Origin of the sequence: Pollutibacter soli (assembly GCA_029269725.1) — a bacterium.
Lineage (GTDB): Bacteria > Bacteroidota > Bacteroidia > Chitinophagales > Chitinophagaceae > Pollutibacter > Pollutibacter soli.
Genome location: JARJHS010000008.1, coordinates 16,636 through 43,630, shown reverse-complemented (window position 1 = coordinate 43,630; position 26,995 = coordinate 16,636). Strand labels below are relative to the sequence as shown.

At 42.1% G+C, this 26,995-nt stretch carries 23 protein-coding genes; 7 read left to right on the top strand and 16 right to left on the bottom strand.

Annotated elements, in window-relative coordinates; all coding sequences use genetic code 11:
- Positions 1-67 precede the first annotated feature (67 nt).
- The 4 genes from P2W82_RS18295 to P2W82_RS18280 form a co-directional block, all read right to left on the bottom strand.
- Complete coding sequence (locus tag P2W82_RS18295) at positions 68-754, bottom strand: hypothetical protein (protein ID WP_336517374.1); 687 nt, start codon at positions 752-754, stop codon at positions 68-70.
- Between the two features lie 191 nt (positions 755-945).
- Positions 946-1,311: a hypothetical protein gene (locus tag P2W82_RS18290; RefSeq protein WP_336517373.1), complete on the bottom strand. Its 366-nt coding sequence runs from the start codon at positions 1,309-1,311 to the stop codon at positions 946-948.
- A gap of 231 nt (positions 1,312-1,542) precedes the next feature.
- On the bottom strand, positions 1,543-1,857 hold the full coding sequence (locus P2W82_RS18285) for a nuclear transport factor 2 family protein (RefSeq protein ID WP_336517372.1): 315 nt from the start codon (positions 1,855-1,857) through the stop codon (positions 1,543-1,545).
- 20 nt (positions 1,858-1,877) lie between these two features.
- Positions 1,878-2,672 carry an SDR family oxidoreductase gene (locus P2W82_RS18280; protein ID WP_336517371.1) on the bottom strand — a complete coding sequence of 265 codons (795 nt, stop codon included), beginning with the start codon at positions 2,670-2,672 and terminating at the stop codon, positions 1,878-1,880.
- Between the two features lie 125 nt (positions 2,673-2,797).
- On the opposite strand from P2W82_RS18280, the gene P2W82_RS18275 reads away from it, so the two are divergent.
- Complete coding sequence (locus P2W82_RS18275; RefSeq protein WP_336517370.1) at positions 2,798-3,166, top strand: winged helix-turn-helix transcriptional regulator; 369 nt, start codon at positions 2,798-2,800, stop codon at positions 3,164-3,166.
- Between the two features lie 191 nt (positions 3,167-3,357).
- Here P2W82_RS18275 and P2W82_RS18270 read toward each other — a convergent pair whose 3' ends face one another.
- The gene (locus P2W82_RS18270) at positions 3,358-3,975 is read right to left on the bottom strand and encodes a hypothetical protein (RefSeq protein WP_336517369.1); all 618 of its coding nucleotides are present in this window, start codon (positions 3,973-3,975) and stop codon (positions 3,358-3,360) included.
- A gap of 463 nt (positions 3,976-4,438) precedes the next feature.
- Positions 4,439-4,963, bottom strand: coding sequence for an ATPase (locus tag P2W82_RS18265; protein ID WP_336517368.1), 525 nt, complete (start codon positions 4,961-4,963; stop codon positions 4,439-4,441).
- Between the two features lie 319 nt (positions 4,964-5,282).
- On the opposite strand from P2W82_RS18265, the gene P2W82_RS18260 reads away from it, so the two are divergent.
- Positions 5,283-6,548 carry a hypothetical protein gene (locus tag P2W82_RS18260; RefSeq protein ID WP_336517367.1) on the top strand — a complete coding sequence of 422 codons (1,266 nt, stop codon included), beginning with the start codon at positions 5,283-5,285 and terminating at the stop codon, positions 6,546-6,548.
- Between the two features lie 453 nt (positions 6,549-7,001).
- On the opposite strand, the gene P2W82_RS18255 is transcribed toward P2W82_RS18260, so the two are convergent.
- The 7 genes from P2W82_RS18255 to P2W82_RS18225 all read right to left on the bottom strand — a co-directional run bounded on the left by P2W82_RS18255 (position 7,002) and on the right by P2W82_RS18225 (position 16,731).
- A complete protein-coding gene (locus tag P2W82_RS18255) occupies positions 7,002-8,726 on the bottom strand; it encodes a family 43 glycosylhydrolase (protein WP_336517366.1) in 1,725 nt (574 codons plus the stop codon).
- 27 nt (positions 8,727-8,753) lie between these two features.
- The gene (locus P2W82_RS18250) at positions 8,754-10,673 is read right to left on the bottom strand and encodes an alpha/beta hydrolase-fold protein (RefSeq protein WP_336517365.1); all 1,920 of its coding nucleotides are present in this window, start codon (positions 10,671-10,673) and stop codon (positions 8,754-8,756) included.
- A 77-nt stretch (positions 10,674-10,750) separates the two neighbouring features.
- Positions 10,751-11,824, bottom strand: a complete 1,074-nt coding sequence (locus P2W82_RS18245; RefSeq protein WP_336517364.1) for an alpha/beta hydrolase-fold protein — start codon at positions 11,822-11,824, stop codon at positions 10,751-10,753.
- Between the two features lie 40 nt (positions 11,825-11,864).
- Positions 11,865-13,025 carry an alpha/beta hydrolase-fold protein gene (locus P2W82_RS18240; RefSeq protein WP_336517363.1) on the bottom strand — a complete coding sequence of 387 codons (1,161 nt, stop codon included), beginning with the start codon at positions 13,023-13,025 and terminating at the stop codon, positions 11,865-11,867.
- Positions 13,026-13,195: 170 nt separating this feature from the next.
- Positions 13,196-15,661: a glycoside hydrolase family 95 protein gene (locus tag P2W82_RS18235; RefSeq protein WP_336517362.1), complete on the bottom strand. Its 2,466-nt coding sequence runs from the start codon at positions 15,659-15,661 to the stop codon at positions 13,196-13,198.
- Between the two features lie 221 nt (positions 15,662-15,882).
- On the bottom strand, positions 15,883-16,284 hold the full coding sequence (locus P2W82_RS18230; RefSeq protein WP_336517361.1) for a group III truncated hemoglobin: 402 nt from the start codon (positions 16,282-16,284) through the stop codon (positions 15,883-15,885).
- A 15-nt stretch (positions 16,285-16,299) separates the two neighbouring features.
- Positions 16,300-16,731: an RrF2 family transcriptional regulator gene (locus tag P2W82_RS18225; protein WP_336517360.1), complete on the bottom strand. Its 432-nt coding sequence runs from the start codon at positions 16,729-16,731 to the stop codon at positions 16,300-16,302.
- Between the two features lie 235 nt (positions 16,732-16,966).
- On the opposite strand from P2W82_RS18225, the gene P2W82_RS18220 reads away from it, so the two are divergent.
- The 3 genes from P2W82_RS18220 to P2W82_RS18210 all read left to right on the top strand — a co-directional run bounded on the left by P2W82_RS18220 (position 16,967) and on the right by P2W82_RS18210 (position 20,053).
- Positions 16,967-18,010 carry an acyltransferase family protein gene (locus P2W82_RS18220; protein WP_336517359.1) on the top strand — a complete coding sequence of 348 codons (1,044 nt, stop codon included), beginning with the start codon at positions 16,967-16,969 and terminating at the stop codon, positions 18,008-18,010.
- 161 nt (positions 18,011-18,171) lie between these two features.
- Entirely contained in the window at positions 18,172-19,077 is a 906-nt protein-coding gene (locus P2W82_RS18215; RefSeq protein WP_336517358.1) for a ThuA domain-containing protein, read from the top strand.
- A gap of 118 nt (positions 19,078-19,195) precedes the next feature.
- Positions 19,196-20,053: a sugar phosphate isomerase/epimerase family protein gene (locus P2W82_RS18210; protein ID WP_336517357.1), complete on the top strand. Its 858-nt coding sequence runs from the start codon at positions 19,196-19,198 to the stop codon at positions 20,051-20,053.
- 172 nt (positions 20,054-20,225) lie between these two features.
- On the opposite strand, the gene P2W82_RS18205 is transcribed toward P2W82_RS18210, so the two are convergent.
- Positions 20,226-21,191, bottom strand: a complete 966-nt coding sequence (locus P2W82_RS18205; protein ID WP_336517356.1) for an L-threonylcarbamoyladenylate synthase — start codon at positions 21,189-21,191, stop codon at positions 20,226-20,228.
- Positions 21,192-21,547: 356 nt separating this feature from the next.
- Between P2W82_RS18205 and P2W82_RS18200 the strand changes: the two genes are divergently transcribed.
- Positions 21,548-21,976 (top strand): META domain-containing protein, encoded by a 429-nt coding sequence (locus tag P2W82_RS18200; RefSeq protein WP_336517355.1) that lies wholly within the window; start codon positions 21,548-21,550, stop codon positions 21,974-21,976.
- A 74-nt stretch (positions 21,977-22,050) separates the two neighbouring features.
- Here P2W82_RS18200 and P2W82_RS18195 read toward each other — a convergent pair whose 3' ends face one another.
- Together P2W82_RS18195 and P2W82_RS18190 are read right to left on the bottom strand one after the other, a co-directional pair.
- Positions 22,051-23,574: a bifunctional GNAT family N-acetyltransferase/carbon-nitrogen hydrolase family protein gene (locus tag P2W82_RS18195; protein WP_336517354.1), complete on the bottom strand. Its 1,524-nt coding sequence runs from the start codon at positions 23,572-23,574 to the stop codon at positions 22,051-22,053.
- A 144-nt stretch (positions 23,575-23,718) separates the two neighbouring features.
- Positions 23,719-26,256, bottom strand: coding sequence for an ATP-dependent Clp protease ATP-binding subunit (locus P2W82_RS18190; protein WP_336517353.1), 2,538 nt, complete (start codon positions 26,254-26,256; stop codon positions 23,719-23,721).
- Positions 26,257-26,457: 201 nt separating this feature from the next.
- On the opposite strand from P2W82_RS18190, the gene P2W82_RS18185 reads away from it, so the two are divergent.
- Positions 26,458-26,826, top strand: coding sequence for an STAS domain-containing protein (locus P2W82_RS18185; protein ID WP_336517352.1), 369 nt, complete (start codon positions 26,458-26,460; stop codon positions 26,824-26,826).
- Positions 26,827-26,995 lie beyond the last annotated feature (169 nt).

The following is a 26,995-nucleotide window of genomic DNA, read 5'->3' as shown; positions in this document are numbered from 1 at the left end:
AACTCGTTTCCATATGTGTATATTTTTATGTGAAGACTGTCGCTGAGATCGTATGTAATATCAGTTGTTAATGCAGAAGGACAATCATTCTCCTCTTTATCAGCAGGTTGCTACTAAAATACAAAGGCATTTTAAACCGGGGCTGAAGTTGATCAACATGATACAGATCCATGAAAGCAGTTACAGCATTCTTTCGGGTAAGATCGTAGCTATACTGCTGTGAACAAATAGTCGTACCACCAGATCTGATAATGATACTGCGAATATTGTTTCCATCCCATATTACCTCGTGTTCGAATTCCATGGCAGGTGAAGCCCACTGAACCGTTTCCCTGATCGAAGTTACTCTGCCATTGGTATAAGTAAAATATAAAACAGTACTCTCTACCCAATTCACAGTTCGCTTCTCATAATTCTTTTCTATCGACACCTTTCCTTCGGCATTATAATACAATACTTTTTTATACATGGGAGAATTTGATGGCATTTCTACTGTTGTAAGTCTGCCATTATTATCATAAGTCAACGAAGACCCGGTTATAGGATCATTTCCGGCTTTAATAATTTTTGCACCGTCATAAGTAAGTGTATAATCGTCATAACCGTACCTGGTTACGGTCGCTAATTTACATTCGGGCTTTTCAGCTACAACAGGATATTTGCTGCAACCACATAGCAACAGTAAAAAAACTGAAAAACAATAACGCATAGAATGAGTGCTATGATGAAACCCAAAAACTAACCTAAGCGACATAATATAGTAAGTTTCCTTTCATTGATTGCAATAGCAATTCTTTATTTTAAGTACATCAAACTCACTACACCATCTTTCGTCATTTGTGTTCAGGGTAACTGTTTTTGAAATTTCCTGAAACAGGTTGTCAGGTATAGAAGTAGAATTCTGGAACATTCTTAGCCGTGCGCCAGGCTACAGCAGTGGCTATTTTATTTTGTGTCTAAAAATAAATACAACGATTTAATCAAATCATTTTCTGTAATGGCTACATCCATCCCAGTCGCAATGGGCGTCGCTCCCTTTGGTCCAAGATTCCAGGAAATAATCTGTGCAGTATGATTTACCTGCGATGGCTTGTTCAGTTCAAACTGAAATTCAATTGGCCACCCACTCTGCAATTTTGAAATAAGTTCGTTTATCGCCTGATGTCCCACAATTGCATTTCCATCATTGTTTTCATAAAAATGAATGTCTGGTGCATAAATTTGCTTCATTGTTTCAAGCCGCTTGTCAGAATTCCGGTCATTCCAGATTACCAGTAAACTGTCCTCTAATAACTTTGCTGTGCTTGCCATAATTTTATTTTCAAATTAATTATTTGCTGTAATTATACCTTTGATACTCAATAATTTCACTCCTGGTCGGAGTTTTAACGGAATTTCACCCAACGTTTTGATTATCGACGAAGGCATGGCAATATAAATATTTCAGCCGGCCGAAAGTAAAGAGCTTAATAGTAATACAAAAGCTGAAGGTCGCCCTTCAGCCCTGTTTTTGCCAATACCTTGCCATGGAATACTATTTGTTTACACGATTTTCAAAGCCTGAATTAATCCATCTCTAAATTCATAATGGAAAGTCATTATAGCCGGACTTCCTTGAAACTTCCCGGAAACTTCCGTTTTCAATATATGTTCGTTTTCAGAATATTCCAGGGGTTTCATTACCGCCTGATATTCTTTGTTAGCCTTGTCTATCCAGTTTTTTATTTCTGCCTTCCCACTGTGTGTTTTTCCTTCGTCAAACACTATTGCTGTTTCGGTAAAACAATTTGCATAGGCTGTGCTGTCAAAACTGTTCTGTGTTTTTATTAACTCGGTAATTACTTTTGGTAAGTTCATTGTCTTAATTTTTGAGATTATTAAATGGTCGGAATTGTTCCGCCGTCGATTACAAATTCTGTTCCTGTTAAATAACCGGCTCTTGGTGAAACAAGAAAACCAACCAACTCAGCTACTTCTTCTGGTTCGGCAGGTCTGCCATAAGGTATTCCACCCAATGCATCCATGACATTTTGCTGAGCTTCTTCTACTGTACTATTTGCATTTCTTGCGATCTCGCCCAACCAGGCTATCGATGCTGACGTATTTATCCATCCCGGTGAAACAGTTAACACACGGATACCTTTTGGGGTAACCTCTTTTGATAAACTTTTACTGTAATTGATCAATCCTGCTTTTGCAGTTGCATAGGGCAATGTAGAATCATATAGGGGTAGTTTGCCCTGAATAGAAGCTATATGAATAATAACACCACTTTTTTGATTGATCATTTGTGGTAAAAAGCCTCTGTCCAGTCGGACAGGAGCAAGCAAATTAGCCTGTAAAGTTGATTCCCAATCTTCATCAGTCAGTACAGCGAACCCACCAGCAGGAGTCGCCGATGAGCCAAGATTGTTTACAAGAATGTCTACCTTCCCAAAGGTCGATAGTACTTCTCTGACTACTGTTTGTGTTCCTGCTGCCTTACTCAAATCAGAAGGAATGAAATGCAGACTACCGTTTTCTTTTTCCGGTGCGTTTCTTGCGGTAATGATAACCGTTGCTCCGGCTTGTAAAAGCCTTTCTGCAATTGCTTTTCCGGCTCCTTTCGTACCACCTGTTACCAAAGCGATTTTGCCAGATAGTTCATTATTGAAATTAAATTGCTGATCCATGAATTAAATTATTTAAGGCAAAATTGGAACTTATGTACCCCACGTACAAGTACGGAATTACGATTCATATAGGGATAAATTTCTCCCCTATTGTACAGTTTGGAACATAGGTTTACTTTTATCTTATGTATGAAAGAAAGAGCTTACCGAATCTGAATTGTGGTTTGGATCTGATTGGTGAAGTGCTGTATGGTAAATGGAAAATCCGTTTGTTGTGGTTTATCAACGAAGGATACAAACGTCCGAGTGAACTGCAACGAAAAATTCCTGATGCCTCAAGACGTGTGCTGAATATTCAGTTAAATGAATTGGAAGAACATGAATTGATTACACGAAAAATTTATCCGGTTGTGCCGCCAAAGGTGGAGTACAGCTTAACTAAATTAGGTAAAACGGTGATTCCCGTAATTGCAGCGCTGGGAAACTGGGGCGACCAAAATGAAGGCCAGCTACGATCGGTCATATCAAAACGCCTCAGCTCCGAAAGTGAGTAGTTTTATAATGGAGGCTGAAGTTATAAGTGGTTCACAAATGGTCCTATACGCTGTAAAACCAGACTCTTTCCACTATCAGTTATAGAAATACTACGGTTGAGATTTTACGAACGAGACTTACGCAGATATTTGTCAATGCCTACCCGTATTTCGCATAGGCCAATGGTAGCAGCGTTATACGAACATTGCGATTAAAACGGAATTCTTTTTTTAAATAGGGTATCCGTCATTTTTAAAGCGTCTTGTTGTTGTTTTATATATCCCTCAATTGCCTGAGATTTAGGAAAGTTATCAGCCTGGAATTTCTCAATTATTGGTAAAGTAGTCACAATTTTTAAAGAGGTATGTAAGTCAGAAATTGTTATACTGTTAGTCTCAATCGTCGTCATCAACTCCTTGTGATTCGCAATTTTCAGACTATACGTTGTAAGACTGTTGATGATGAGTGTTTTCAATTTATCACGCAATAAAGAATCTTTAATTGCTGAAATTCGTTTTTCCGCTAAATCGTAATACAATCCATTCTTTTCGTTGAAATTTTCAAACCTATCCAACGAGTCCGACTTTGCCTTGCCAAGATTTGTGATTTTGTCTTCTAAAGTTTTCAAGTCCGAGTCGACTCGCAATACTTCATTATAAAGACTTTCTATCATGTCGAGATAACTTCGTTTAGAAATTATCTCTGATGAATAACTTTTATCTTCCAACGCTTTAGGCGTTTCATTTTTAGGTTCATCGTTTCTTCTATTTGAATTGCATGAAAAAAATGTCAAAATGAAAATTCCCAGTATAATTGTCTTGCCTGTCATAAAATTGCCGCTAACGCCCACGGCTTTGCGCAGTACGGGAATTAGGATTCCGTCTGCCTGGACCGTCAGCTGAGTAAAGTTATGTCGTCGATGTTATATTCCAAAGCTGATCTGTGTTCCTGTCGCCCGGAACCGAAGTTCATCTGTGTTCATGTCGATCAGGATATTTTCTTCTGCCCGTATTGCGTCATAGGCCGATGTTGCCTGCAGTGCAGTCTTAGACCTTAATGTCTTTTGCCATTACTTTGACAACTTTCCCGTTGTCAGATACAATGAGGTAAGAGTTCTCGCGTCTCCGCTTTTCAATTAATCGAAGTACCGCAAGTTTGCTCCCTTCGATAACCTTATTCTTTATTTCTAACGTAGTCATTGATGCCATTCCACTTTTCTTCGTTATGAATTGTCAATTTTGTTTGCTTCTTTCCTTCGGCTATCACTTCAAGTTCTGTTCGCGAATTGTCTATCAGCAACCAATAATCAACTTCATTCTGGAACAAATTAACGAATTTCTTAATCCTGAACTATATCTCCTCTTGATCGTATCGGAAGGAATATTATGTCCGCCCTCAGATACTCTTTGTCTAACTCGCTCAATTGCAAGATCTATGCTATCTAACCAAAAGAATATCAAATTAACTGAATACCCAACACTTTGAGCTTCGTGACAAAGATTCACAAAACTACGGGTCGATAAAGTTGTCTCGAAAGCAAAATCTTGCCCAGATGATATCAATTCATCAATTCGTCGTAACATAATCTTTCCAGCTTCAATTGAAACCGTTTCTGGTTGAAAAGGTGAAAGACCACGTGCGATTTCATCAGCATTGACAAATTCTTTCACATTCAATAACTCAGGTAGAACAGTGAATGATGCTGTCGTCTTCCCTGCCCCATTACAACCTGCAATTATAAATACGTTTGGCAAAAGCTTTTCTGCAATATAGTCAAAACTGAATTCTCGAGAAGTTTGCTGAATTGGGAACTGCATTGCAGGCAACGCTAAATATACACAATCCGACAATTGATTACAATTGCTTATAACCGACTATACTGGCAATTAAACGCTTAACTATACAGTAAGTATTTATAGCTGGATCGAATAAAAACTGTAAGCAGCGGAGCAGGAAACAGGAAACTAAACACCGGAAGAAAATACACGAACATTGCTTTACGTCTGCTATCCGCGGCCTACAAAAAAACTGAAAACTGAAAACGGCGAAAACAAAACGAACACCGCTTTATATCTGCTACCGGCATACTGCTGCCTGCTGCCTTTTTCAATATCTTAGCCCCTCAACCTTCCATCCATGCGTAATTTCCTATTTCGCTTTTTCTTCATCTTCTTCCTCGTCACCATCAGTCCATGGGCCTGGTTCCCATGGATATCGGACTTATTCTCATGGGTCGACACCATCGATCATTGGATAGTCAATTTGTTCAACAAAAACATCCTTCATGTAAAGAATAATCTGAACATCGATGGTGGCGGCAGCGGCGATTATTCATACGCATGGGCACAATTTTACACTTACCTTATCCTGGCATTTACAGGTGCCATCATCTGGACAATCATCGATAGAAAACGAGAACGCAATTACAACACACTCGGCTATTTTTTAAGAACGATGGTCAGGTACTATGTTTCCATCGTCGCTTTGAGCTACGGCATCATCAAACTTTTTGCTCTGCAGATGTATCCTCCTAACCTGAGTCAGCTGGCCACCCCACTGGGCGATTATCTCCCGATGCGTTTTTCGTGGATGTTTTTCGGTTATTCAGCACCGTACCAGATTTTTTCCGGTGCCATTGAAACATTTACCGGGCTTTTATTACTGAACAGGAAAACAGTTACACCCGGCGCTCTTTTGGCCCTCGCCACTTTCACCAATGTCTTTATGCTCAACCTCAGCTATGATATCCCTGTGAAACTGTATTCCATGCAGGTGATGATCTATTCATTGTTCCTTGTATTACAGGACTGGCGGCGACTCTTCCATTTCTTTTTTCTCAACAGATCTGTGCGCGCAACTGCCTTATACGATATCGAATTGACGAAGACCTGGCATCGTATCGGAAGAGGAATTCTGAAACTGGCATTCATCATCGTTTTTATCATTATGCCATTTATTCAGAGCCGGGACCGATACCTGAATGGTTTGGAACCCGTTGCTCCACGACCGATCAACACGGGCATTTATGATATAAAGGTTTTTGCCAGAAACGGAGATACACTTGCTGTCGCAGCGAATAAAGATACCGATTGGAAAGACTTTATTTTTGACGTCAATGGAATGGGCAGCGTCAATACTACCGACAGTTTATTCAGACAACGATATCGTCGCGGATATTTTGCGTATCAGCCGGATACAATTAAACACGTGATTGATTTTAAAAAATTTCCTACGGACAGTGTTCCCCTGTTTTCGTTTAATTATAAAATCGTTGATAGTAACCGGCTTCAGCTCTGGGGACCGGTAAGAAAGGATACATTGTTTTTCTATCTCGAAAAAAACAACAGACATTTTCAACTTACAGAGAACCAGTTTCATTGGATCTCAGAAGCGAACAGGTGAAGATTTAAGGACTGATGATACGTCTCCGATACAGGCTTTTTACATTGTAAGAGTAATATATTTTTGCTGTTTTCTTAAAATTATATCAAAGCTTCCTTTACCGATTCTTTCCGATATTCCCGTCTTTTCCATCTGACTCTCAGAAAAACATGCACGCTCGCTAAACATACAATAAACCAGACGGTAAGGCAAGCACAGGAATAAAGTAACGGCAAATTTATTTCGGGAGTGCAAGGGTGTTTATCTGTTCTACACAGCAAGTCTGCTTTTTAAAATTTTAGTACACGATAATTCTGTAGACGTTTCTTTTTAATCAGGACCTGCTGTTTGTTGCGCAAATCCTGGTGGATACTGGATTACATAAGAATTCTGATGTCAGTGTCTGCATGGATGTAAAAGTCGAAGTGTGAAAATCCTTGCATCTGGTTAGCCTTTTATCAGCACTACATCTTTTTATTCAACGGCCTTTATCGCTGATCCTCGGGTTACACCAGATTCATTAAAAGCATCAACAGTAAAAAAATATTTTTCATTGCTGTCGAGACTGTTCAGCTTCAGGTCATTTACACCAAGGACCTGGTAGTTGTGATACAACTTATTTCGATCGGTACCATAACGGATATTGTAACCTGTTGCACCTGGCACCGCCGGCCATTTAATCACCGCCTGGCAGCGATCGGCTGCATTCCTGGACACATCAATTTTATTCACCTGCGCAGGCCTGCTTCCATTTGCCTTTCCAAATACCCTGATGCCAGACAATGTAAACGTTCCATCCGGCACACGGTAATTTGTTATGCGGATATATCTTGCCTTTACAGGTTTACCCAGTTCAATATAATCGTGCGGACGATCCTCGGTGTTGCTGGTTTTATCAACCATCGTTTTCCAGGTTTTGTTGTCATCAGAATATTCAAGTAAATACTGATAGTAAATTCCCGGCTTCCTTCCCAGGAGATCAGACTTATACTCGTAATAATTGATCTGCACGGCATTTACTTCGGCCGACTTTCCGAGGTCTATACTAAACCATTCACCTTTCTCTCCTGTTCGGGCACTCCAGAATGAACGGATTTCTTCATCAACTGCATCTTGCTTAGGATGTTCCGGCAACTCAGACGAAGCCTGCACCTGCTTATTGTATGACAACAGCATCCATCCGGTAGAAATTTCATCAGGACCATTTATTTTTTTTGAAGGCAAGCGTATCGGCATATCGCCAAAACCGGTATAAATATAAAAGGTCCCGTCCTTGTCGAAGAAAGCAGGAAACAATCCGAGTCTTCTTTCAAACATATGCTTATTGGATATTGTCATCGTTGCGATATGCCAGTAGTTTCCATAACGATCCCGGAAAGTATTGCCATGCCCGGCTCCTGCGACAAATCCCTCAGGTTTGTAAGCAACCGGATTATGTTTCGCCATTGTGTAAGGACCCAATGGCTTGTCTGATACATATACACCGTCGCTGTAACTTTTAAACTCCGTTCCGGGGGCAGCATACTGCAGGTAGTACTTACCGTTATATTTTGTCATCCACGCTCCTTCAATCCATGGATCAACTGCCTGGTCATTGTAATCACTCTTTCTTTCCCAGCCGTGTAATTTTTTATTGCTGTTCAGCAGATCTACCGGCTTACCTATTGGATTAAACGAAACCGGATCGAGTTCCACTGCATGCAAAGGATCAATATTTGAGCATCCATAATAAAAAAACAAACGACCATCGTCGTCAACAAAAAGATCCGGATCAATCATCCCGATAGGAAAAGACTCATTCACCACGGTCCAATTGCCTGACTTCGGATCAGTTGTTTTATAAATTTTCGGAGCAGCACCAGACGCCATAAAATAGAGCGTGTCTTTCATCACCATCGCTGTCGGTGCATAATCTTCAATTGGCAGATCATTAGTCGTGATCAGATCCCACCTGATTAAATCAGTAGAATGAAAATATCCTCCGGATTTTGAAGCGAACAAATAATACTCGTCTTTAAACACCACCATCGTAGGATCTGCTGCTTCTCTACGTGAAGGCGTGTCGAGGCAATAGCGATAACTCAGGTCCATCGGATTACAAATGGTAAACTGATTTCCGCCATTTGTCTGACCGATTGTGCTCAATTGCAAAATCAGTAAAACACTCAACGATATTAACCGGCAGGATAAAGAAAACATAGACATTTTTTTAGCGAAGCAAATGAATTACTTAAACAACAACTGAGCAAAATTATACAGATTATTCCTCCACACAGGCCATGTATGCCCTCCCGGATATTCAGTATACACATACTTTATACCGAGCTCATCAAACTTAGCCATCATGACTTTGCAATTGTTGTAGGCGATATCTTCTTTTCCTCCCATTGAGATCCAAAAACTTTTCACGTTTTTGTTGATGGTCGTCGCATTGTTCTTCATATACTCATACTGCGGATTTGTAATATCAGTCCTATTGGCAAACCATCCCGAACTGAATACACCGAGGTAAGAAAACATATCGGTGTTCCTGACACCGGCATGCAAAGTTTGCAATCCACCCATTGATAGTCCTGCAAGTGCCCGTTGATCTCCCGTGTTAGCCGCGCGGAAATTTTTTTCAACATATGGAATTACTCCACGCTTCAATTCATTCTCAAAAAGCATCAAATTTCTTTCCCCGAATCCTGCAAGACCTCCCGCACCAAGGTTTCCATCCATCATCACTACGATCATCGGCTTTGCTTTTCCCTCGGCAATAAGATTGTCGATGATCATATCTGTTTTTCCCTGCATACCCCAGCCTCTTTCATCTTCACCACCGCCGTGCAGTATATAGAGCACAGGAAACCTGCTGCCAGAGTTTTCGTTGTATCCCGGTGGCGTATACACGAACATTCTCCGCCAGCTGTTGGTCACCGGCGAGAAATACCTTTTCTGCTCAATGACTCCGTGCGGGACGTCCCGCACAGCATAGTAATCGCCACCAACAAAAGGAATTTCTATTCCACTCGCCATCCTGCCCATGCCATAAAATGATTCACTCGCCGGATCGGCAACAGCCACGCCATCAATCAATAAAGAATAATAATGAAACCCTTCGCTGATTGAATCAGTGATTACCTGCCAGTAGCCACCTGTATCCTTCGCCATGTTGTATTTTTTCCCAAGGTCAATCTGAACTTTCTGCGCTTCGGGTGCTTTCAACCTAAAAATCACACGACTGTCCGGCAATACCTGCGGATACTTTGCATTCCGCACATTGGTTGTAGCGGGTGTTCCCAGCACTGAATACTTTTGAAACAAGGACGGATCGGGAGTTTTAAAAAGCAGCTGGGAAAACATGTACAGATCGTTTTTCCATACTTTAAAATCATGTGCGCCCGGCTCGACATAGTAGATGTGTGGAATGTCATGTTTTTGCAAATACTCATGTGTTCGCTGGCTAAAGCCGATGAGGCCGTCATCTATTCCGCAGGAAATCCAGATCAGCTGGTTGCTCTGCTTTGTTTTCGCAGGATCAGGAACCAATAGTTCCGGAGCTTTTGTATTCGGTGCAGATGAAAATCCACCCACCCAGGCAAACATTTCCGGATGACCCAATCCGAAATTGAGTGTTTGCCCCCCTCCCATCGATAGTCCGGCAATTGCGCGATGCTGACGATCTTTAATCACAGGGTATTTCTTTTCTGTGAATGGAATCAGGTCGTTAATCAGGTCCTGTTCGAAAGTAGAAAAGGCTTTTACCTTTGCGCTGTCAAAAATATTTCCACCGGCACGATCATCTTTCATCGCCCTTCCATTCGGCATCACTACTATCATGGGTTCGATCCTGCCTTTTGCATAAAGATTGTCGAAAATATTCTGCGGCTTTGCATTGGTGAACCATTCTTTTTCGTCGCCACCGATACCATGTAAAAGATAAAGTACAGGATATTTTTTACTTTTTGAAAATCCTGGTGGTGTATAAACAATCGCCCTGCGATTTACGCCTACCGTTTTTGAAGGATAAGTTATGGTATCGATCCTGCCGTGTGGAACATTTGCAACCAGGGAATCAAAACCCGCCGGGGCCTGTTTTTCAATGTCCTGTGCTTCCACACGCATTGACAAATGAAGAACTAATACGATCAATAATTTTTTCATCACAAAATTTTTATAAATACCTGGGTAATTTTTCAATCTGATTATATCGTCATCAATTCTGGCAATTCTCTTTTGTTTTACTTGAAAATTTCCTGCAGAGAAGTAGCAAGAAACAACCGGCAGTTCATCCAGGTATGTCCGCCCGCAACGATATATGGTTTAACCTTGATTTTTTTCTCTTCGAACATGGCAATATTCTTCTTCACGCTTTCATATAAAAAATCTTCTGTGCCCACACTGATGGTAAACAGCGCGAGCTGATCATTCAGTTTTTTTACATCAGGAGAATAGTTGGTGAAATTCTTTTTAAACTCTTCCGTTTCTGTATATGGTGCATAGGAACATACATATCCGAAACGATTTGTGTTCGTGAGACCAATATTCAATGTCTGCCCACCACCTACCGAAAAACCGGCAACCGCACGATGCTTGCTATCACTTAATACCCGATAGTTCTGCTCTACGAAAGGAATAATATCATTCATTACATCCCTGGTAAAATCAGGCATAGGCGCGGGCCTGACATTGCCATAGGGCATAACAATAATCATTGGTTGCGCTTTGCCCTGTGCAATCAGATTATCTGCAACAAGATTTGCCTTGCCAACTTTCGTCCAGGTTTCTTCTGTATCCGATCCGCCATGTATTAAATAGAGGACCGGATATTTTTTATTGCTGTCGCGATATCCCGGTGGGGTATACACGAGTAAACGTCGTGTCGTTTGCAAAGAAGATGAAAAATAATACCGGTAGCTGACTGTGCCATGAGGAACTGGCTGTAAGGAATGAACAAGGGGCTTTTCGTCCGGAATATCAACTATGCTTCTTTTGAATCTTTCATTCGCAAACACATAAGTATTATTTGGATCGGCAACCTGAACGCTATCCACCCGGAAACTATAAGGATAGATGTCAGGCTGTACAGGTTCGACAGTCACACTCCAGATTCCACCGGTGTCTTTGGTCATCATCTGTGGCTTTTTCAAAAACTCGCCACTTACTGAAACCTGTTTCGCATCGCGTGAAAAATACCTGAATGTGATGCTATGATCAGGGTGTACTTCGGGAGAATTCAAAGCTGGCGGGCGTTGAGCGCTTACAGTAAGTTGTAAAAGGATACAAGCCAGCGAGGTTATGAAAAATGTTTTCATATCTGTTATTTCGATGATCGTTGAGATACCTATTTTGGATTCATTTAAACAGCAGTTGCGCCGTTTCGGCAACGTAATTTCGAACGTTCATCCATGTATGTCCGCCACCACTTATTCTGCTGGTGTACACAACCCTGTTGGCTGTAAGAAAATTCAGAAAGCCTGCCGTGCCGCTGTATAAAAAATCTTCTGTACCCACACCGATCCATAAAAGTTTCAGTTTGCTATTGGTTTCTGCCACATTATCGATTATATGGCTATAACTTCTTTTCATCTCTTCGTCAGACAAATAAGAACTGTAAGCGCAGACCCATGCAAACTGGTCAAGATTTCCGAAGGCTGCCCTGAGCGTTTGGCCTCCTCCACGAGAGAATCCACCAATTGCACGACTATCCCGATTTGCCACAGTGCGGTAATTTTTATCGACCCATGGAATTAATTTTTTTGTCAGATCATCTTCAAATGCTTTTGATCTTGCCACCGCTTCCGGATTATCTCTTCCGGTAGGATCTGCTGGTTTGGGCTGATTTTTCTGCTCCGCAGTTCGTGCCGCAATGTTTCCATACGGCATTACGATAATCATCGGTTTCACTTTACCTTCCGCAATAAGATTGTCGAGAATCATATTTACCCGACCGACTTTAAAAAAAGTTTCTTCCGTATCAGTTGTTCCGCTGATCAAATAGAAAACAGGATATTTCTTTGCCTGGTCACGATCATAACCCGGAGGTGTATATATCATTACAGTTCCGGTCAGGCCATCTGAGGCAGGATAATACTCATAGCTGACGACACCATGCGGAACATTTCTGATGGAATGCAACAGTGGTGTGAAACCCGGAACATCAACAAGACTTGCTTTAAATCTTTCGTTAGGAAAATAATCCGGATTAGCGGGGTCCATCACAGTAACACCATCAACAGAAAAACTATAGGGATAAATATCAGGGATCACCGGCCCTACTGTTACACTCCATATCCCAATGCTGTCTTTGACCATCGGCACCGGCGCCTTTTCGAATTGCGCATTCAATCTTACATTGGATGCTGATGGAGCCAGGTAGCGAAACACCACCTTTTTATCCGGCAGGATCTGCGGTGAGATAACAAAAGGCCCACGAGGCGGCTGAGCGTTTGAGTTTAAAGCAAAACAGAAGAGGAGTAAACCAGTCGTCAACCAGCTAATAATTTTCTTTTTCATCCGGCAGCAGTATTCGGATTTTAAATATATCGAATGGACAACAAACACACTTAAAAAATGCATGACAAATTTGTAGATTATCCTGTTTTACAACAGAAATTCTATGGAGCACGACCGGAACTTACTGTTTATTATCATCCGCCGTTTGTCAATGATAAAATAGTAGAAGTTTATTGTTGATCTGGTATGAAGCGGTAAGTCTTTCCACGCTCAGTGTTGATGTCGTATAAAAATGTTTCTTTCAATTGTGGTTTTGTAATCGTTGTCTTTGGTGAGATCAAAGGCGTTTTAGTCTGCTCGACAAAAAAGAACATGTTCTGATTCTCACCTGCTGCAGGTTTCATGGAAAATTGCCCGGATGCCTTTACCGTGTTAGGAACACGGATTCTGAGTTGTCCTCCATTGTTGGATTTTACAACCAGGTTTACAAGCCTTCCATCTCTCCATTCAATCCTTTCAATTTCGAAGCCGCCGCGTGTGCGCAGCCCCGTTACATCACCCGTTTTCCATTCGTCAGGAAGTGCAGGTAAAACTGAAATTGATCCATCACTGCTTTGCACTAACATTTCAGCTATCCCCGACGTACAACCGAAATTTCCATCAATCTGAAATGGCGGATGTGCGTCGAAAAGATTTGCATATGTGCCACCTCCACCAGGGTTAGTACCCACCGGCGTTAATTGATCCCTGATTAGTTTAAACGCATGATTACCATCCAGCATCCTCGCCCACCAGTTGACCTTCCATCCCATACTCCATCCGGTTGAAACATCACCCCTTTGTATGAGTGTATTTTTCGCTCCTGAAAAAAGTTCGGGTGTGCGATACGGTGAGATCTGGCTGGAGGGAAATAATCCATACAGATGCGAAATATGCCGGTGGTCGTCCTTGGGATCATCAATATCATCCAGCCATTCCTGTAACTGTCCATGCTGACCCACCTGCATAGGCGGAAGACGGTCACGCATTTGTTTTAAAGTATCTGAAAATGCCTCGTCGGTACCGAGAATCGATGCTGCACGTATCGTTGTACTGAACACATCAAATACAATCTGGTTATCCATAGTGGCGCCTGCATCAAGAGAGGAACCGCCATGCGCTTTTGGTGCATTTTCCGGCGACATCCCCGGGTTGATCACCAGCCATTTTCTTTTCGGATCCTCTACAAGAAAATCCACATAAAACAAAGCGGCTCCTTTCAGAATGGGATAGATGGATTGAAGATATTTCCGGTCGCCACTGTACAGGTAATGCTCCCAGAGATGCTGACTCGTCCATCCGCCGCCACCGGTCCACAGCCCCCAGAAGGCGCCGTCGATGGCTCCCGTTGCCCGCCATATATCTGTATTGTGATGGGCCATCCATCCGCGGGCACCATACATTTCTTTTGCTGTTTGCTCACCTGTTTCAGAGAGCTCACGAACCATTTTTAAAAACGGTTCATGCAATTCAGCAAGATTTGTTTTCTCTGCCGGCCAGTAATTCATTTCGGCGTTGATATTGATGGTGTATTTGCTATCCCATGGTGGATTCATTCTGTTGTTCCACACGCCCTGCAGGTTTGCTGGCTGAGATCCTGGTCTTGAAGAAGAAATGAGCAGGTATCTGCCATACTGAAAATACAGCGTGGTAAATTCCGGGTCTTCGCTGCTGCGAAAGTTTTTCAGGCGTTCATCCGTAGGCAGGTCCGGTGAATTGGTTTTCCCAAGATTAAGTTTTACCCTGTTGAAATATCGCTGATAAGCTTTTACATGAGCGTTAATCATAGCGGAAAAACTCTTCGCAAATGCACGACCGATATAATCAGCCGATCTTTTCTGTTCATCACCACCAAGGTCTTTATAATTATTAAAATTTGTCGCGACAGAAACAAGAATGATTACTTCATTGGCTTTTTCAACAATCATAGCCGTGTCGGTCACCGACACACGACCTCCGTTATTTTTTATTTTCGCAATTCCCTTAAACCTGACTTTGCCTTCCACCGTTTCATGGCTGGATGTTACTGCCTCAACTGTTATACTGCCATCTTTATTTGTTTTCCTGATGGCGCCCGTGTGAGGTGAGCGAAAATGGGCAGTGAATGAAAGCATGCCGGGTTTATTAGCAGAAAGCCTGATCACCATTACATCATCAGCAAATGAAGCAAACACCTCCCGCTGATACTCCACTTCGTTTACCACATAAACAGTCCTGGCAACAGCTTTTTCGATATCGAGCTCGCGGTAGTAACCCGTATAGTTTTCGTGGCCCAGAAACCGGATCTGTAAATCGCCCACCGGTTGAAATTTCTGACCGTGCGATTTTTTAGACAATATGGTTTTATTGGCAAGCTCTTCTGCTTCTTTGTGGCGCCCTTCAAAAATGAGTTGACGGATCTCTGGTAATGATTGAAGCGCGAGAGAATTATCATTCCGGTTGGGGCTCCCACTCCAGACTGTATGTTCATTCAGCTGAATAGTTTCAGCAGGAACATTTCCATACACCATTGCACCAAGCCTGCCATTACCCACAGGCAATGCACTTTCCCACACATTTTCAGCAGGTTTTTTATACCAAAGCCTGAGATGCTGGCTTTGTGAATATACAGGATTGGAAAAAAGAACCATCAGTACAGAAGCAACGAGGAGACGCATATTATTTAATTAAAAACAGTCAAAGTATCAGCAAGTCCAATCTTTGAAATTATGTTTTTAATAAATCATTCACATGCAAAATTTTTCAGGCAATATTTTAAAGGTTGCGGAAATACGAACGATAAAAACGCCCCGATAATTCTATATCCTTATGCATGCACGGAAATATGCTGCATTGGATATTTGTCGTTGCAGAGAAATGAGAACTGTTTTTCAGATTATTATATTAAAGGTTTCGCAGCATTGTTTCTGTAATATTCAATTTTTGCTAGGAACACTTCCGCCATCCGGCTGCTCCGCCATTTGGCTTCATCGGCTTTAGCACCTGTAAAATATTGGTCGATCGTTTCGTACCAGAGCGAAAGCCAGCGATCAAAATGATCTTTTGTTACGGGAAGGTTTGCATGCGGAGGAAATGGAGCACCGAAATAGGTTTGTTCTTCCAGCAAAACTGTTTGCCAGAAGCGATACATTTTTTCAAGATGATGCGGCCAACGGTCCTGGATGACAGCGTAAAATATCGGCGCCAGCACAGGATCCTGTTTTACCTTTTCGTAAAAACTGTTGACCAGCAATTGCACTTCAATAATTGAAATAATATCTTTTGATGTTTCAGTTTGCATTTTCTATTATTACTTTTATCTTCTCAGAAAGACCAGATGCTTGGCCTGCACTTCTGAACATTTACTAAGTGTTGTTTTCTCGAGCAATAGGCTGATTCCATTTCTAAGTTTTTTAAACTCTTCATGTAACGGACATGGGTGAGATTCCGAACATTGTTTAAGTCCCAGAGCACAGTTTTTAAAAATTTTGTCCCCATCTAAAGCCTTTACGATATCAGCAATCGGTCGGTTCAAAGTATGTTCGTCATGAAAAAATCCACCGGTTGGACCTTTTAATGATCTGACCAAACCTTTCCTGCTCAGATCCTGTAAAATTTTAGCAATGAACTGCTCAGGAGAATCCACTGCTTTTGCAATTTCCCTGATACCTGTCTTCTCACCCATCCGGGATTTCTGAGCGACAAAAATCATCGCACGGATGGCGTGTTCGCATGTTTTTGAAAACATATCTGCACAAAGATACAAACACAATTAAATAAAAGACTAAAAACTCTTTTATTGTTATCTGATTGAGCCATACCCTGCTATTTTTAAAAGCGGCCGGATTTTAATAGATATAATTTTTTACTACATGACAATATTATCCAAACGAGTTCAACTCCTTATGATCGATTTTATCCCGCAGGGTTGGAATATTTTGTACTTTCGGCAAATTTTAATATCCTAAAATTAGTGTGCTGACATGAATAAAGACAGGTTTGGAGAGTTAGACGCGTTGAGAGGTATTGCGGCATTTTTGGTAATGATAGCACACTATACTGAACATTACAGACTTTTATACGGCCATAACTTCAGTCCTGAATACGACATTTTTTTTGGCTACTATGGCGTTCATTTATTCTTCATGATCAGCGGATTTGTGATCATCGTAACCGCCAGCAACGTTCGATCTTCAAAAGAATTCATAATAAAAAGGTTTGCGCGATTATATCCTGTTTTTTGGATTGCAATGACCATTACATTCATCATAACAAGGTTATATAATTTACCTGGTCGAATTGTCTCTTTAAAAAATTACTTTTTAAATCTCACCATGGTACCCAAGCTTTTGGGGGGATTACCAGTTGATGGGGCCTACTGGACTTTAGCCTGTGAAATTTTATTTTATGCCTTGGTTGCCATAATCATTGCCACCGGAAATCTCAAAAGGCTTACAGCCATTTGTTGTGTCTGGTTATCGTTGATCTATGTTGACTACTTTTTTAACCTGCCGTCAACTTTAGACACCTACCTGAATCTGCCATACGGCAGCTATTTTATTGCAGGAATTCTTTTTTATAAATTGAAAAATGAAACTATCAATTCCAAATTGGCCTATGCACTTTTAGCAGCCACTTATGTAATTGCTTTGTTGCATGATGGCAAACTAATCGGGACAGCGATGATTTCTATTTTATATCTGTTATTTTTCCTCTTTGTAAAAGGACGTTTATCATTTATAAAAATCCCTGTATTAGTATTTCTAGGCTCAATTTCCTACACACTTTATTTAGTGCATCAGAATATTGGCTATGTCATTATACATGCATTGAAAATAAGATACCCGGAGTTTTCCAGCAGTGTATTGATAATTATTCCTTCTGTGATTGCTGCGTTATTATTAGCTTATCTGCTCCATAAATTTTTTGAATTAAATCTTCAGAAAATGATTCTAAAAGCCCTGCTTCCGCAAAAATCCAATAAACAGGCTATTCAAAAAGAATCTACGACTGTACAGACGGCCTGAGATCAGTTGAAAAAAATGATGATCTGCTCTTTTCAGGGGCCGGGTCCGAAATAATTGCACCCCTCTAATAATTGAAAAATACAGGAAACTGTCACGCACTGTGCTGGCAGTTTTCACATCTGTTTTAATTACATTCGAAGATCAATATTCAAAAATAGCCCATGCCATTGAAAATGAAGCTTCCTTCATCCGCTCCATTCACGATCTATTCAGTAACGCGCATGCTGTTTCCGTCCATGTTTCTCTTACTGTTTTCTGTTTCTGCATGTGCGCAGAAAGAAAAGAAAAAACCTTTAATCGTTTTCATTACCGGCGATCATGAATACAGTGGCGAATCTACTATGCCACTGCTGGCTGCTGAACTGGAAAAGAACTATGGCATGCGTACAAAAGTATTGAAGGCCTATCCGGATCAGAATGCAGAAGAAAATATTCCCGGGCTTGAAGCTTTAAAAGAAGCAGACCTCGCCATCTTTTTTCTTCGCTGGAGAAGACTCCCTGCAGAGCAATTAAAACATATTGATGATTATCTGAAGTCCGGCAAACCAATGATCGGATTCAGAACAACAACACATGCATTCAATTATCCAAAAGGAGATCCATTGGAAAAATGGAACGCATTCGGTGAACGTGCATTTGGTGCCCCTCCTGGCTGGGGCGGCGTTGCCAAACATACACATTACGGACACACCAGCAGTACAGATGTATTTGGTATTCCTGCTGCAAAAGATCATCCGATCCTTAAAGGTGTGAACCCAGACTTCCATGTTCGCTCATGGTTGTACAGAACACTTCCCGACTATCCCGTAAAAGGAGCAAACTGGTTGCTGATGGGAAAATCAGTAGATCCTGAATCACAACCTGCCATTGAGAACCCTGTGGCCTGGACATGGAAAAATCCGGAAGGCGCAACAATATTTTTTACCACATTGGGGCATCCCGAAGATTTCAAAGAAGAATCTTTACAACGAATGGTGATCAATGCCATCTTCTGGACGCTTGGAAAAAAAGTTCCCGACCATTGGAAGGGGAAGTTTAAGATGGATGTTCCTTACCGTGGTATGTGAGGACGGGAAACGTCTAACGTTGAACGTTAGACGATGCGGATGTAAACTCTTTCCCAGATTAAAATTTTAAAATTGTCAGAGATTATCACACGATCTGACAACTGACAACCGACAACTCATGATAAAGACGGGCTTTAACCTACTGGTATGGAACGGTGGTATTCCAAATGAATTTTACCCCATTGCTGAACGAATAAAAAAGATCGGCTATGATGGTATAGAAGTATTCATGGCGGAACCGGATCCTCAGGTATATAGAAAATTCGGAGCACATCTGAAATCGATCGGGCTGGAAGCCACATGCGTTACGGGTGGAAGCGTTGAGGGTAATGCTGTCAGTGCATCAGCACCTGTTCGTGCGAAGGCCGTTGATCAGTTAAAACATGCGGTGGATTGCGCGCAGGCAATCGGTTCACGTATTATCTGTGGTCCGATACATTCTGCGTTTGCGTATTTTCCAAATCGTCAGCCGCCAAGTGATCAGGAAATCGGGTGGAGTGCAGAAGTTCTCCGTGAAGCAGGCGACTACGCAGCCCAGGCTGATATCACCTTTGCAGTTGAAGCGCTGAACAGGTTTGAATGCTATCTCGTGAACACCATGGACCAGTTATCAACATTGATTAATCAAGCTGATCATCCGCGTGTGCGTGCGATGTTCGATACACATCATGCCAATATCGAAGAGAAAAAGATTGGTGAAGCGCTGAAAAGAATCTCACCGGTGCTCGCACATATTCATATCAGCGAAAACGATCGTGGCACTCCAGGTGACGGACACCTGCCATGGGATGATATCTTCAGTTCCATTGCAGCCATAAATTATTCGGGATGGCTGACGATAGAAGCTTTCACCAGGAATGATCCCGATTTTGCTAATGCAATCAATGTCTGGAGAGAGTATTCAGCGCCATGGGATATGGCGGAAAAAGGGTTTGCGTTTATAAAGCAGATGCGGGAGAAACATGGAGTGGTATAACGTATAACGTTAAACGTAAAACGTAGTATCAGGCAGTTTAGCCATGCTATAATCAAATGTAAATTTTTGTGGGGGAGTATTTCTATGTGTTTTATGTGCCTATGTGGTGCAAAAAAATTCTGCACCACATAGGCACATAGAAAACAACCGCGATTCTGGCAAATGATCAAACTTAACGATCGATAAAACTCGCTCTCGTAAGCCTGTCATTGATTGCACGACCAAGGCCGGACTCAGGAAATCTTTCAGCAAGGATGATATCCGCATCAAGCGCATCTGCTTCTCTTAAAACCCTGAACAAATTTCTCGCAGCTTCCTGCAGATCGCCTTCGGGCGAAAGCGTGAACTGGAACGCCGGTTCGGGATAAACATACTTTTTCTTAAAAGCAATCACAGCAATCCGTTTGCCCGTGTGTACCTGCATCAGGCTGTCAACATCGCCTACCCATAGAGGTAAGTTGGGAGCGTAGTGACTTTTCAGCTGACCAGGAGTATCCGGCTGTTCGTGATTTAATTGAAGGTTGACCTGCTTACCCGTCACCTGTTGTATTTCTTCCGTAGTGACACCTCCAAGACGATATACGGTAATATTTTCTTCTTCAAACCCTACAATAGTTGACTCCAGGCCGACCTGGCAGGGTCCCCCATCAAGAATGTATGGAATCACGTCGTGCAGACCGGCAAATACATGCTCTGCACTAACCGGGCTCACATAACCGAATGGATTGGCACTCGGCGCAGCAAGCGGAAATCCAGTATGCTTTAATATTTCGAGTGTTACCGGATGGGAAGGAATACGAATCGCCACTTTCGGGCTGCCAGCCGTTACAAGATCAGGTATGATATCCTTCTTATTAAGTAAAAATGAAATCGGGCCGGGCGAAAATTTCTCCGCGAGTTTTGTGCAGTCGACAGGAATGTCCTGTACAAAATTGATCACCTGGTCAAATGAGGCTACATGTACAATCAGAGGATTGAATCGTGGCCGTTGCTTGGCTTCGAAAATCCGGACGATTGCTTCTTCATTTAATGCATTACCAGCAAGACCATAAACCGTCTCGGTAGGAATAGCCACAACATCTCCGGCTTTCAGAAATTCAATGGCTTTATGGATGTCATGACCGATCTCGGTTTGCATGGGGCAAATATAGTTCACAGTTTACAGTCACAGGCACAGTTTGAACAGCCAGCCTGCCTGCCGGCCGGCAGTTTCATAGTTCATGGTTCAAGGTTTATTGTTCATCGTCGCAAAGCCAGTTGAATAGATTAAAATTTTAACCGAAAGTTAAAAGCGCTGACATCTGTCACATTCCTGTTCTGTACGGACTTAGTAACGTTTATCAATTAGTTTATAAAACTCCATTCTCAAATTCCGGTTGTTACCACTGCCCTCTGCCCACACAAGAAATAACTTCAAAAGCCAAAAACATAGCCACAGAAACATTAAATTATGTAAGAATCGACAACTTTTCATCTGGTTAAAAACAAAAAGAGATGAAACATATTTTAGCATTGATCTTATTGATTGCATTCTCAACTTCATGTTCAAAAAAAACAACCATGCCCGAAAACAATACAAAGCCCAATGCACTATTCACCAACACACGCTGGAAGCTGATGAAAATGCCAGGTATGGAACTTCCGCAAATGAATGATGTATTTATCCGGTTCTATGATGGTAAATCAACCGGAAGTTCCGGATGCAACAGGTTTACCGGAAGCTATGAATCAGCAACTGCAGACAAACTGAAACTCGGACCTCAGGCGGGCACACGTATGATGTGCACTGCTGAAATTATGAAAGTGGAGGATGCATTTTTAAAAGCATTATCGAACGCCGACGGATACCTGATTTCAGGGGATCATATGCAGCTGAAGAAAGGAGATGATTTGCTGGCGGAGTTTGAAGCGCTGTATTTATAGGCAAAAGGAGACAATAGTGAACAGGCAATAGGCAACAGCCGACTGCTGCAGACCTGACGGGTTTTGAAAACCTGTCAGGTCTTTAAAAACTGTAGCTGATACAAATCCACACGACGGTCTTTCAGCGTTTGTACGCTGCCGTAATTATGGAGCTCTGTCAGCAATGACAGGTCAACATCACTTACTACAATCATTTCCGTATTCGGCGTTGCTTCCGCTTTAACGCCATTGACGGGAAATGCAAAATCAGAAGGTGTAAGCACTGCTGATTGTGCAAACTGAAGGTCCACATTGGTTACCTTGGGCAGGTTGCCGACATTGCCTGCGATCGCAACAAAACATTCGTTTTCTATTGCACGTGCCTGGGCGCAGAATCGAACCCGGTTGTATGCATTTTGTGTGTCGGTCAGAAACGGAACAAATAATATCTCCATCCCATCCTCTGCAAGCTTTCTGGTCATTTCCGGAAACTCTACATCATAGCATATCTGTACGCCAATCCGGGCTACATCCGTATCGATCACTTTAATCTCGTTACCCCCCTGGATATTCCAGTCGTACTCTTCAGACGGAGTGATATGAATTTTAGGAATGCTGTCGATCTTTCCATTACGTTGAAGTATATACGAAACATTATAAATTTTGCCGTCCCTCAGTTCAGGAACACTTCCGGCAATGATATTCAGGTTATAACTCACGGCCATTTTACTCATGGCATCAATAATCGAATCTGTAAATCCGGCAAGTTCTTTTATCGCGGCCCTGCCATCAAGATTATTGTACCTGATCATCAGCGGTGCATTGAACAATTCCGGGAAGAGAATAAAGTCAGACTGATAATCACTCACTGCATCGACAAAATACTCCACCTGTGTAAGAAAATCTTTCAGCTCGTGATAGGGTCTCATCTGCCATTGCACGACTCCGATCCGAACAATATCCTTTTTTCTCCGGAGATAATTCTGTTCCGTAATATGATACACATTGTGCCATACCAACAGGGTCGCATAGCCGCGACTTTCCTCATCTTCAGGTAAATAATTCCTCAGTACTTTTTTCACCTGAAAATCATTTGCGAGCTGAAAGCTGAGAATAGGATCAAAAATTTCCCGCTTTTTTACCTTATCTATGTAATCTCTGGCCGACATCTGATCCGCGTACATTCCATATTTCGGAATTCTTCCACCAGCGATAATTGCTTTCAGGTTCAAACGATCGCACAAAATTTTCCTTGCTTCATATAATCTTCTCGCCAGTCGCATTCCACGATAATCCGGATGTACAAAAACTTCAATCCCATACAGCGTATCCCCTTTCGGGTCATGCGTTTCAAAACTATAGTTTCCCGTGATATCACGATAAGTATGATTATCACCGAATCGCTCCATATTCACAATCAACGACAACGCACACCCTACAACCTTGTCATCCACTGTAATCACTACCTGCCCATCGGGAAATTTTGAGATCAACCTGTTGAGTGCAGCTTCTCCCCAGTACTGTCCTCCCATGCTTGCATAAGCCTGCACCATTGCAGCTTTCAGTTCTTTGTAATCGTCGATCGTTAAATTGCGGACGTTGATTATGGGAGTACTCATGCTGAAATCGTTTACGAATCAAAGTTACAACTAAGGTTGAACGTTCAACGTTGAACGTTCAACGTTTAACGTTTAACGTTACACGTTAAACGAAAAAGGTGCCCGACTTTTTCAGGCACCTTCACTATTAAAGATTGTAAATTCCTAAGCTTCAGATTTCTCCACTTTGGCAGAATCTTCTTTCAGCCGGAAACTGATTTTCTGATTCTCCTTATCCAGGTCTGCGATCATTACATCACCGGGTTTGATACTCATGTTGAGGATCTCTTCGGCCAGCGGATCTTCCAGGTATTTCTGGATAGCCCTGTGTAATGGCCTTGCACCGAATTGTGAATCGTATCCTTTATCAGCGATAAAATTCTTCGCGTCTTCGGTAAGCTCGAGAGAGAACCCGAGATTTGACAGACGTTTCATCACACCTTTCATCAGGATATCGATGATGGAGAATATATTCTCGCGCGTAAGTGAATTAAAGATCACCACATCATCCACACGGTTGAGGAATTCAGGAGAGAATGTACGCTTCAGCGCTTTTTCAATTACTGCTTTGTTATTCTCATCAGAAGTGGCCTGGCGTGCATTTGTTGCAAAACCAACACCGTCACCGAAATCCTTCAACTGGCGCACACCGATATTTGATGTCATGATGATCAGTGTATTTTTGAAATCGACTTTGCGGCCAAGACCATCGGTCAGTTGTCCATCATCCAGCACCTGCAGGAGGATGTTGTAGATATCCGGATGCGCTTTTTCAATTTCATCCAGGAGGATTACGGAGTAAGGTTTACGTCTCACTTTTTCTGTAAGCTGCCCACCTTCTTCATAACCGACATACCCGGGAGGCGCACCGATCAAACGGCTGACTGTGAATTTTTCCATGTATTCACTCATGTCGATCCTGATTAAAGAATCTTCCGAGTCGAACATATAACGGGAAAGCGCACGCGCCAATTCAGTTTTACCGACACCGGTCGGACCAAGGAAGATAAATGTGCCGATTGGTTTCTTCGGATCTTTCAGACCTACGCGGTTACGCTGGATGGCTTTCACCACTTTGACGATGGCTTCATCCTGTCCTACTACCATCGCTTTCATGTCAACAGACATGTTACGCAGTTTTTCAGTTTCCGCCTGTACCATGCGTTTTACCGGAATACCCGTCATCATGCTCACTACTTCAGCAATGGCCTCATCAGTGATCGGAAAACGTTTATGTTTGCTTTCCTCTTCCCAGTTGTTCTTTGCCTTTTCAAGCTCTTCCTGCAAACGTTTTTCGTTATCGCGGAGAGAAGCTGCTTCTTCAAAGCGCTGGCTCTTCACTACTTTATTTTTTTCCTGCTTGATATCCTCGATCTTCTTTTCCAGATCCAGAATTTCTTCAGGAACATTGATATTTTTCAGGTGAACTCTTGCGCCAACTTCATCCATCACGTCGATAGCCTTGTCCGGCAACAGACGATCGGTGATATAACGATCGCTTAGTTTCACACAGGCGTCGATGGCATCTTCAGTATAATTCACATTGTGATAGTCTTCGTATTTCGACTTGATATTATTCAGTATCTGGATAGTTTCATCCACACTTGGCGGATCTACCATCACTTTCTGAAAACGACGATCCAATGCTCCATCTTTTTCTATATACATGCGGTACTCATCAAGAGTAGATGCACCTATACATTGAAGTTCACCACGGCTGAGCGCAGGTTTGAAGATGTTGGAAGCATCCAGCGAACCGCTCGCGCCACCGGCACCAACAATTGTATGGATTTCATCAATGAAGAGAATCACATCCCTGTTCTTCTCGAGTTCATTCATGATCGCTTTCATTCTTTCTTCAAACTGACCACGGTATTTAGTACCCGCAACCAATGCTGCCAGATCAAGTGATACTACACGTTTATCAAACAGAACACGGGACACTTTGCGCTGCACGATGCGCAGTGCAAGACCTTCCACGATAGCTGTTTTACCCACACCTGGTTCACCGATCAGGATCGGGTTATTCTTTTTGCGGCGTGATAGGATCTGTGATACCCTTTCAATTTCTGCCTCACGGCCTACTATAGGATCAAGAGATCCCATTTCAGCGAGGCGAGTAATATCCCTGCCGAAATTGTCGAGTACCGGAGTTTTGCTTTTTGCAGCGGCGCTGCCTTGTTGTTTTCCGCGTTGTGAATAGCTTTTCTTTTCATCATCAAATTCATCATCCGGATCATCAGTGTACTCGCTCCGGACATCATTGCTTTTCACCACGCCTAGTTCATTACGGAAGAGATCGTAGTCCACGTCAAATTGATTTAAGATTTGCGTTGCAATATTTTCTTTATTCTTCAGGATAGAAAGCATCAGGTGTTCCGTTTCAACAGTAGGACTTTTCAGTGCCTTTGCTTCCAGAACGGTTACCCGTATCACTTTTTCCGCTTGCCTGGTTAAAGGCAGACTGTTGATATTAGCTATGTTTTTTCCGGTTTTATCCTTCACAGCCAATTCAACTTCCTTGCGGAGTTCGTAAAGATCTACGTTAAGATTTTTAAGGATTTTAACGGCCGTATTTTCTCCTTCCCTGATCAAACCGAGTAATAAATGCTCGGTACCGATAAAATCATTACCCAACCTCAGCGCTTCTTCCCTGCTAAAAGAAATTATTTCTTTAACCTGGGCCGAAAAATTATTATCCATTAGCGCATGATTTATTTTTTGAAGCAATACAATAATAACGAATATTTTTGACTTATGTTCTTAGAACTCAGATGCTATCGCATTTATTGTATGGTAGGTCTCAATTAGTTGTGAGGCGTTTGGCATGTGCGAGCCGTGATCCTTTCCATTTCCGAAATGCAGAGTATCCTCGGAAAAAACAAAAGTTGAAATATTGAATGGATGAATGTCAAAATTGATACCAAGGAAAAATTTCATGTCATAACTATACAGGAGCCCGTTTTTTCTGGCAATATGACAGAAGAATGGAAGCAGATACTAGACAAAACGCGTGAAAATGTTACAGGCAATGTGATCATCAATATGTCTGCCGTAATCGCTATGGATGCCCCGGCAGCCGAATCGCTTGCAGCAGAGCAACAGCAATCGTACGAAAAACAACAATCCCTTGTGCTTTGCTGCCTTCAGCCGTCGCTTGAAGAGTGGCTCGATAAACAGGAGATTCTTGAATTACTCAATACTACCCCCACGGAAAGTGAAGCATGGGATATCGTGCAGATGGAGGAAATTGAGAGGGAACTGGATCTGTGAAGTGAGTAGTGAGTAGTAAGCAGCAGTTGAAAGTTGAAGGCTGAAAGTGATAAGTTAGCTTTTGCGAATGCCTGCTTCATCTTCAGTTGCAACGGGAGGAAACGTTCGTGTTGCGGTAGAAACATCCTGTTTGCATCAGGCCGAAGGTGTGAGGTGATATAAGTAATTT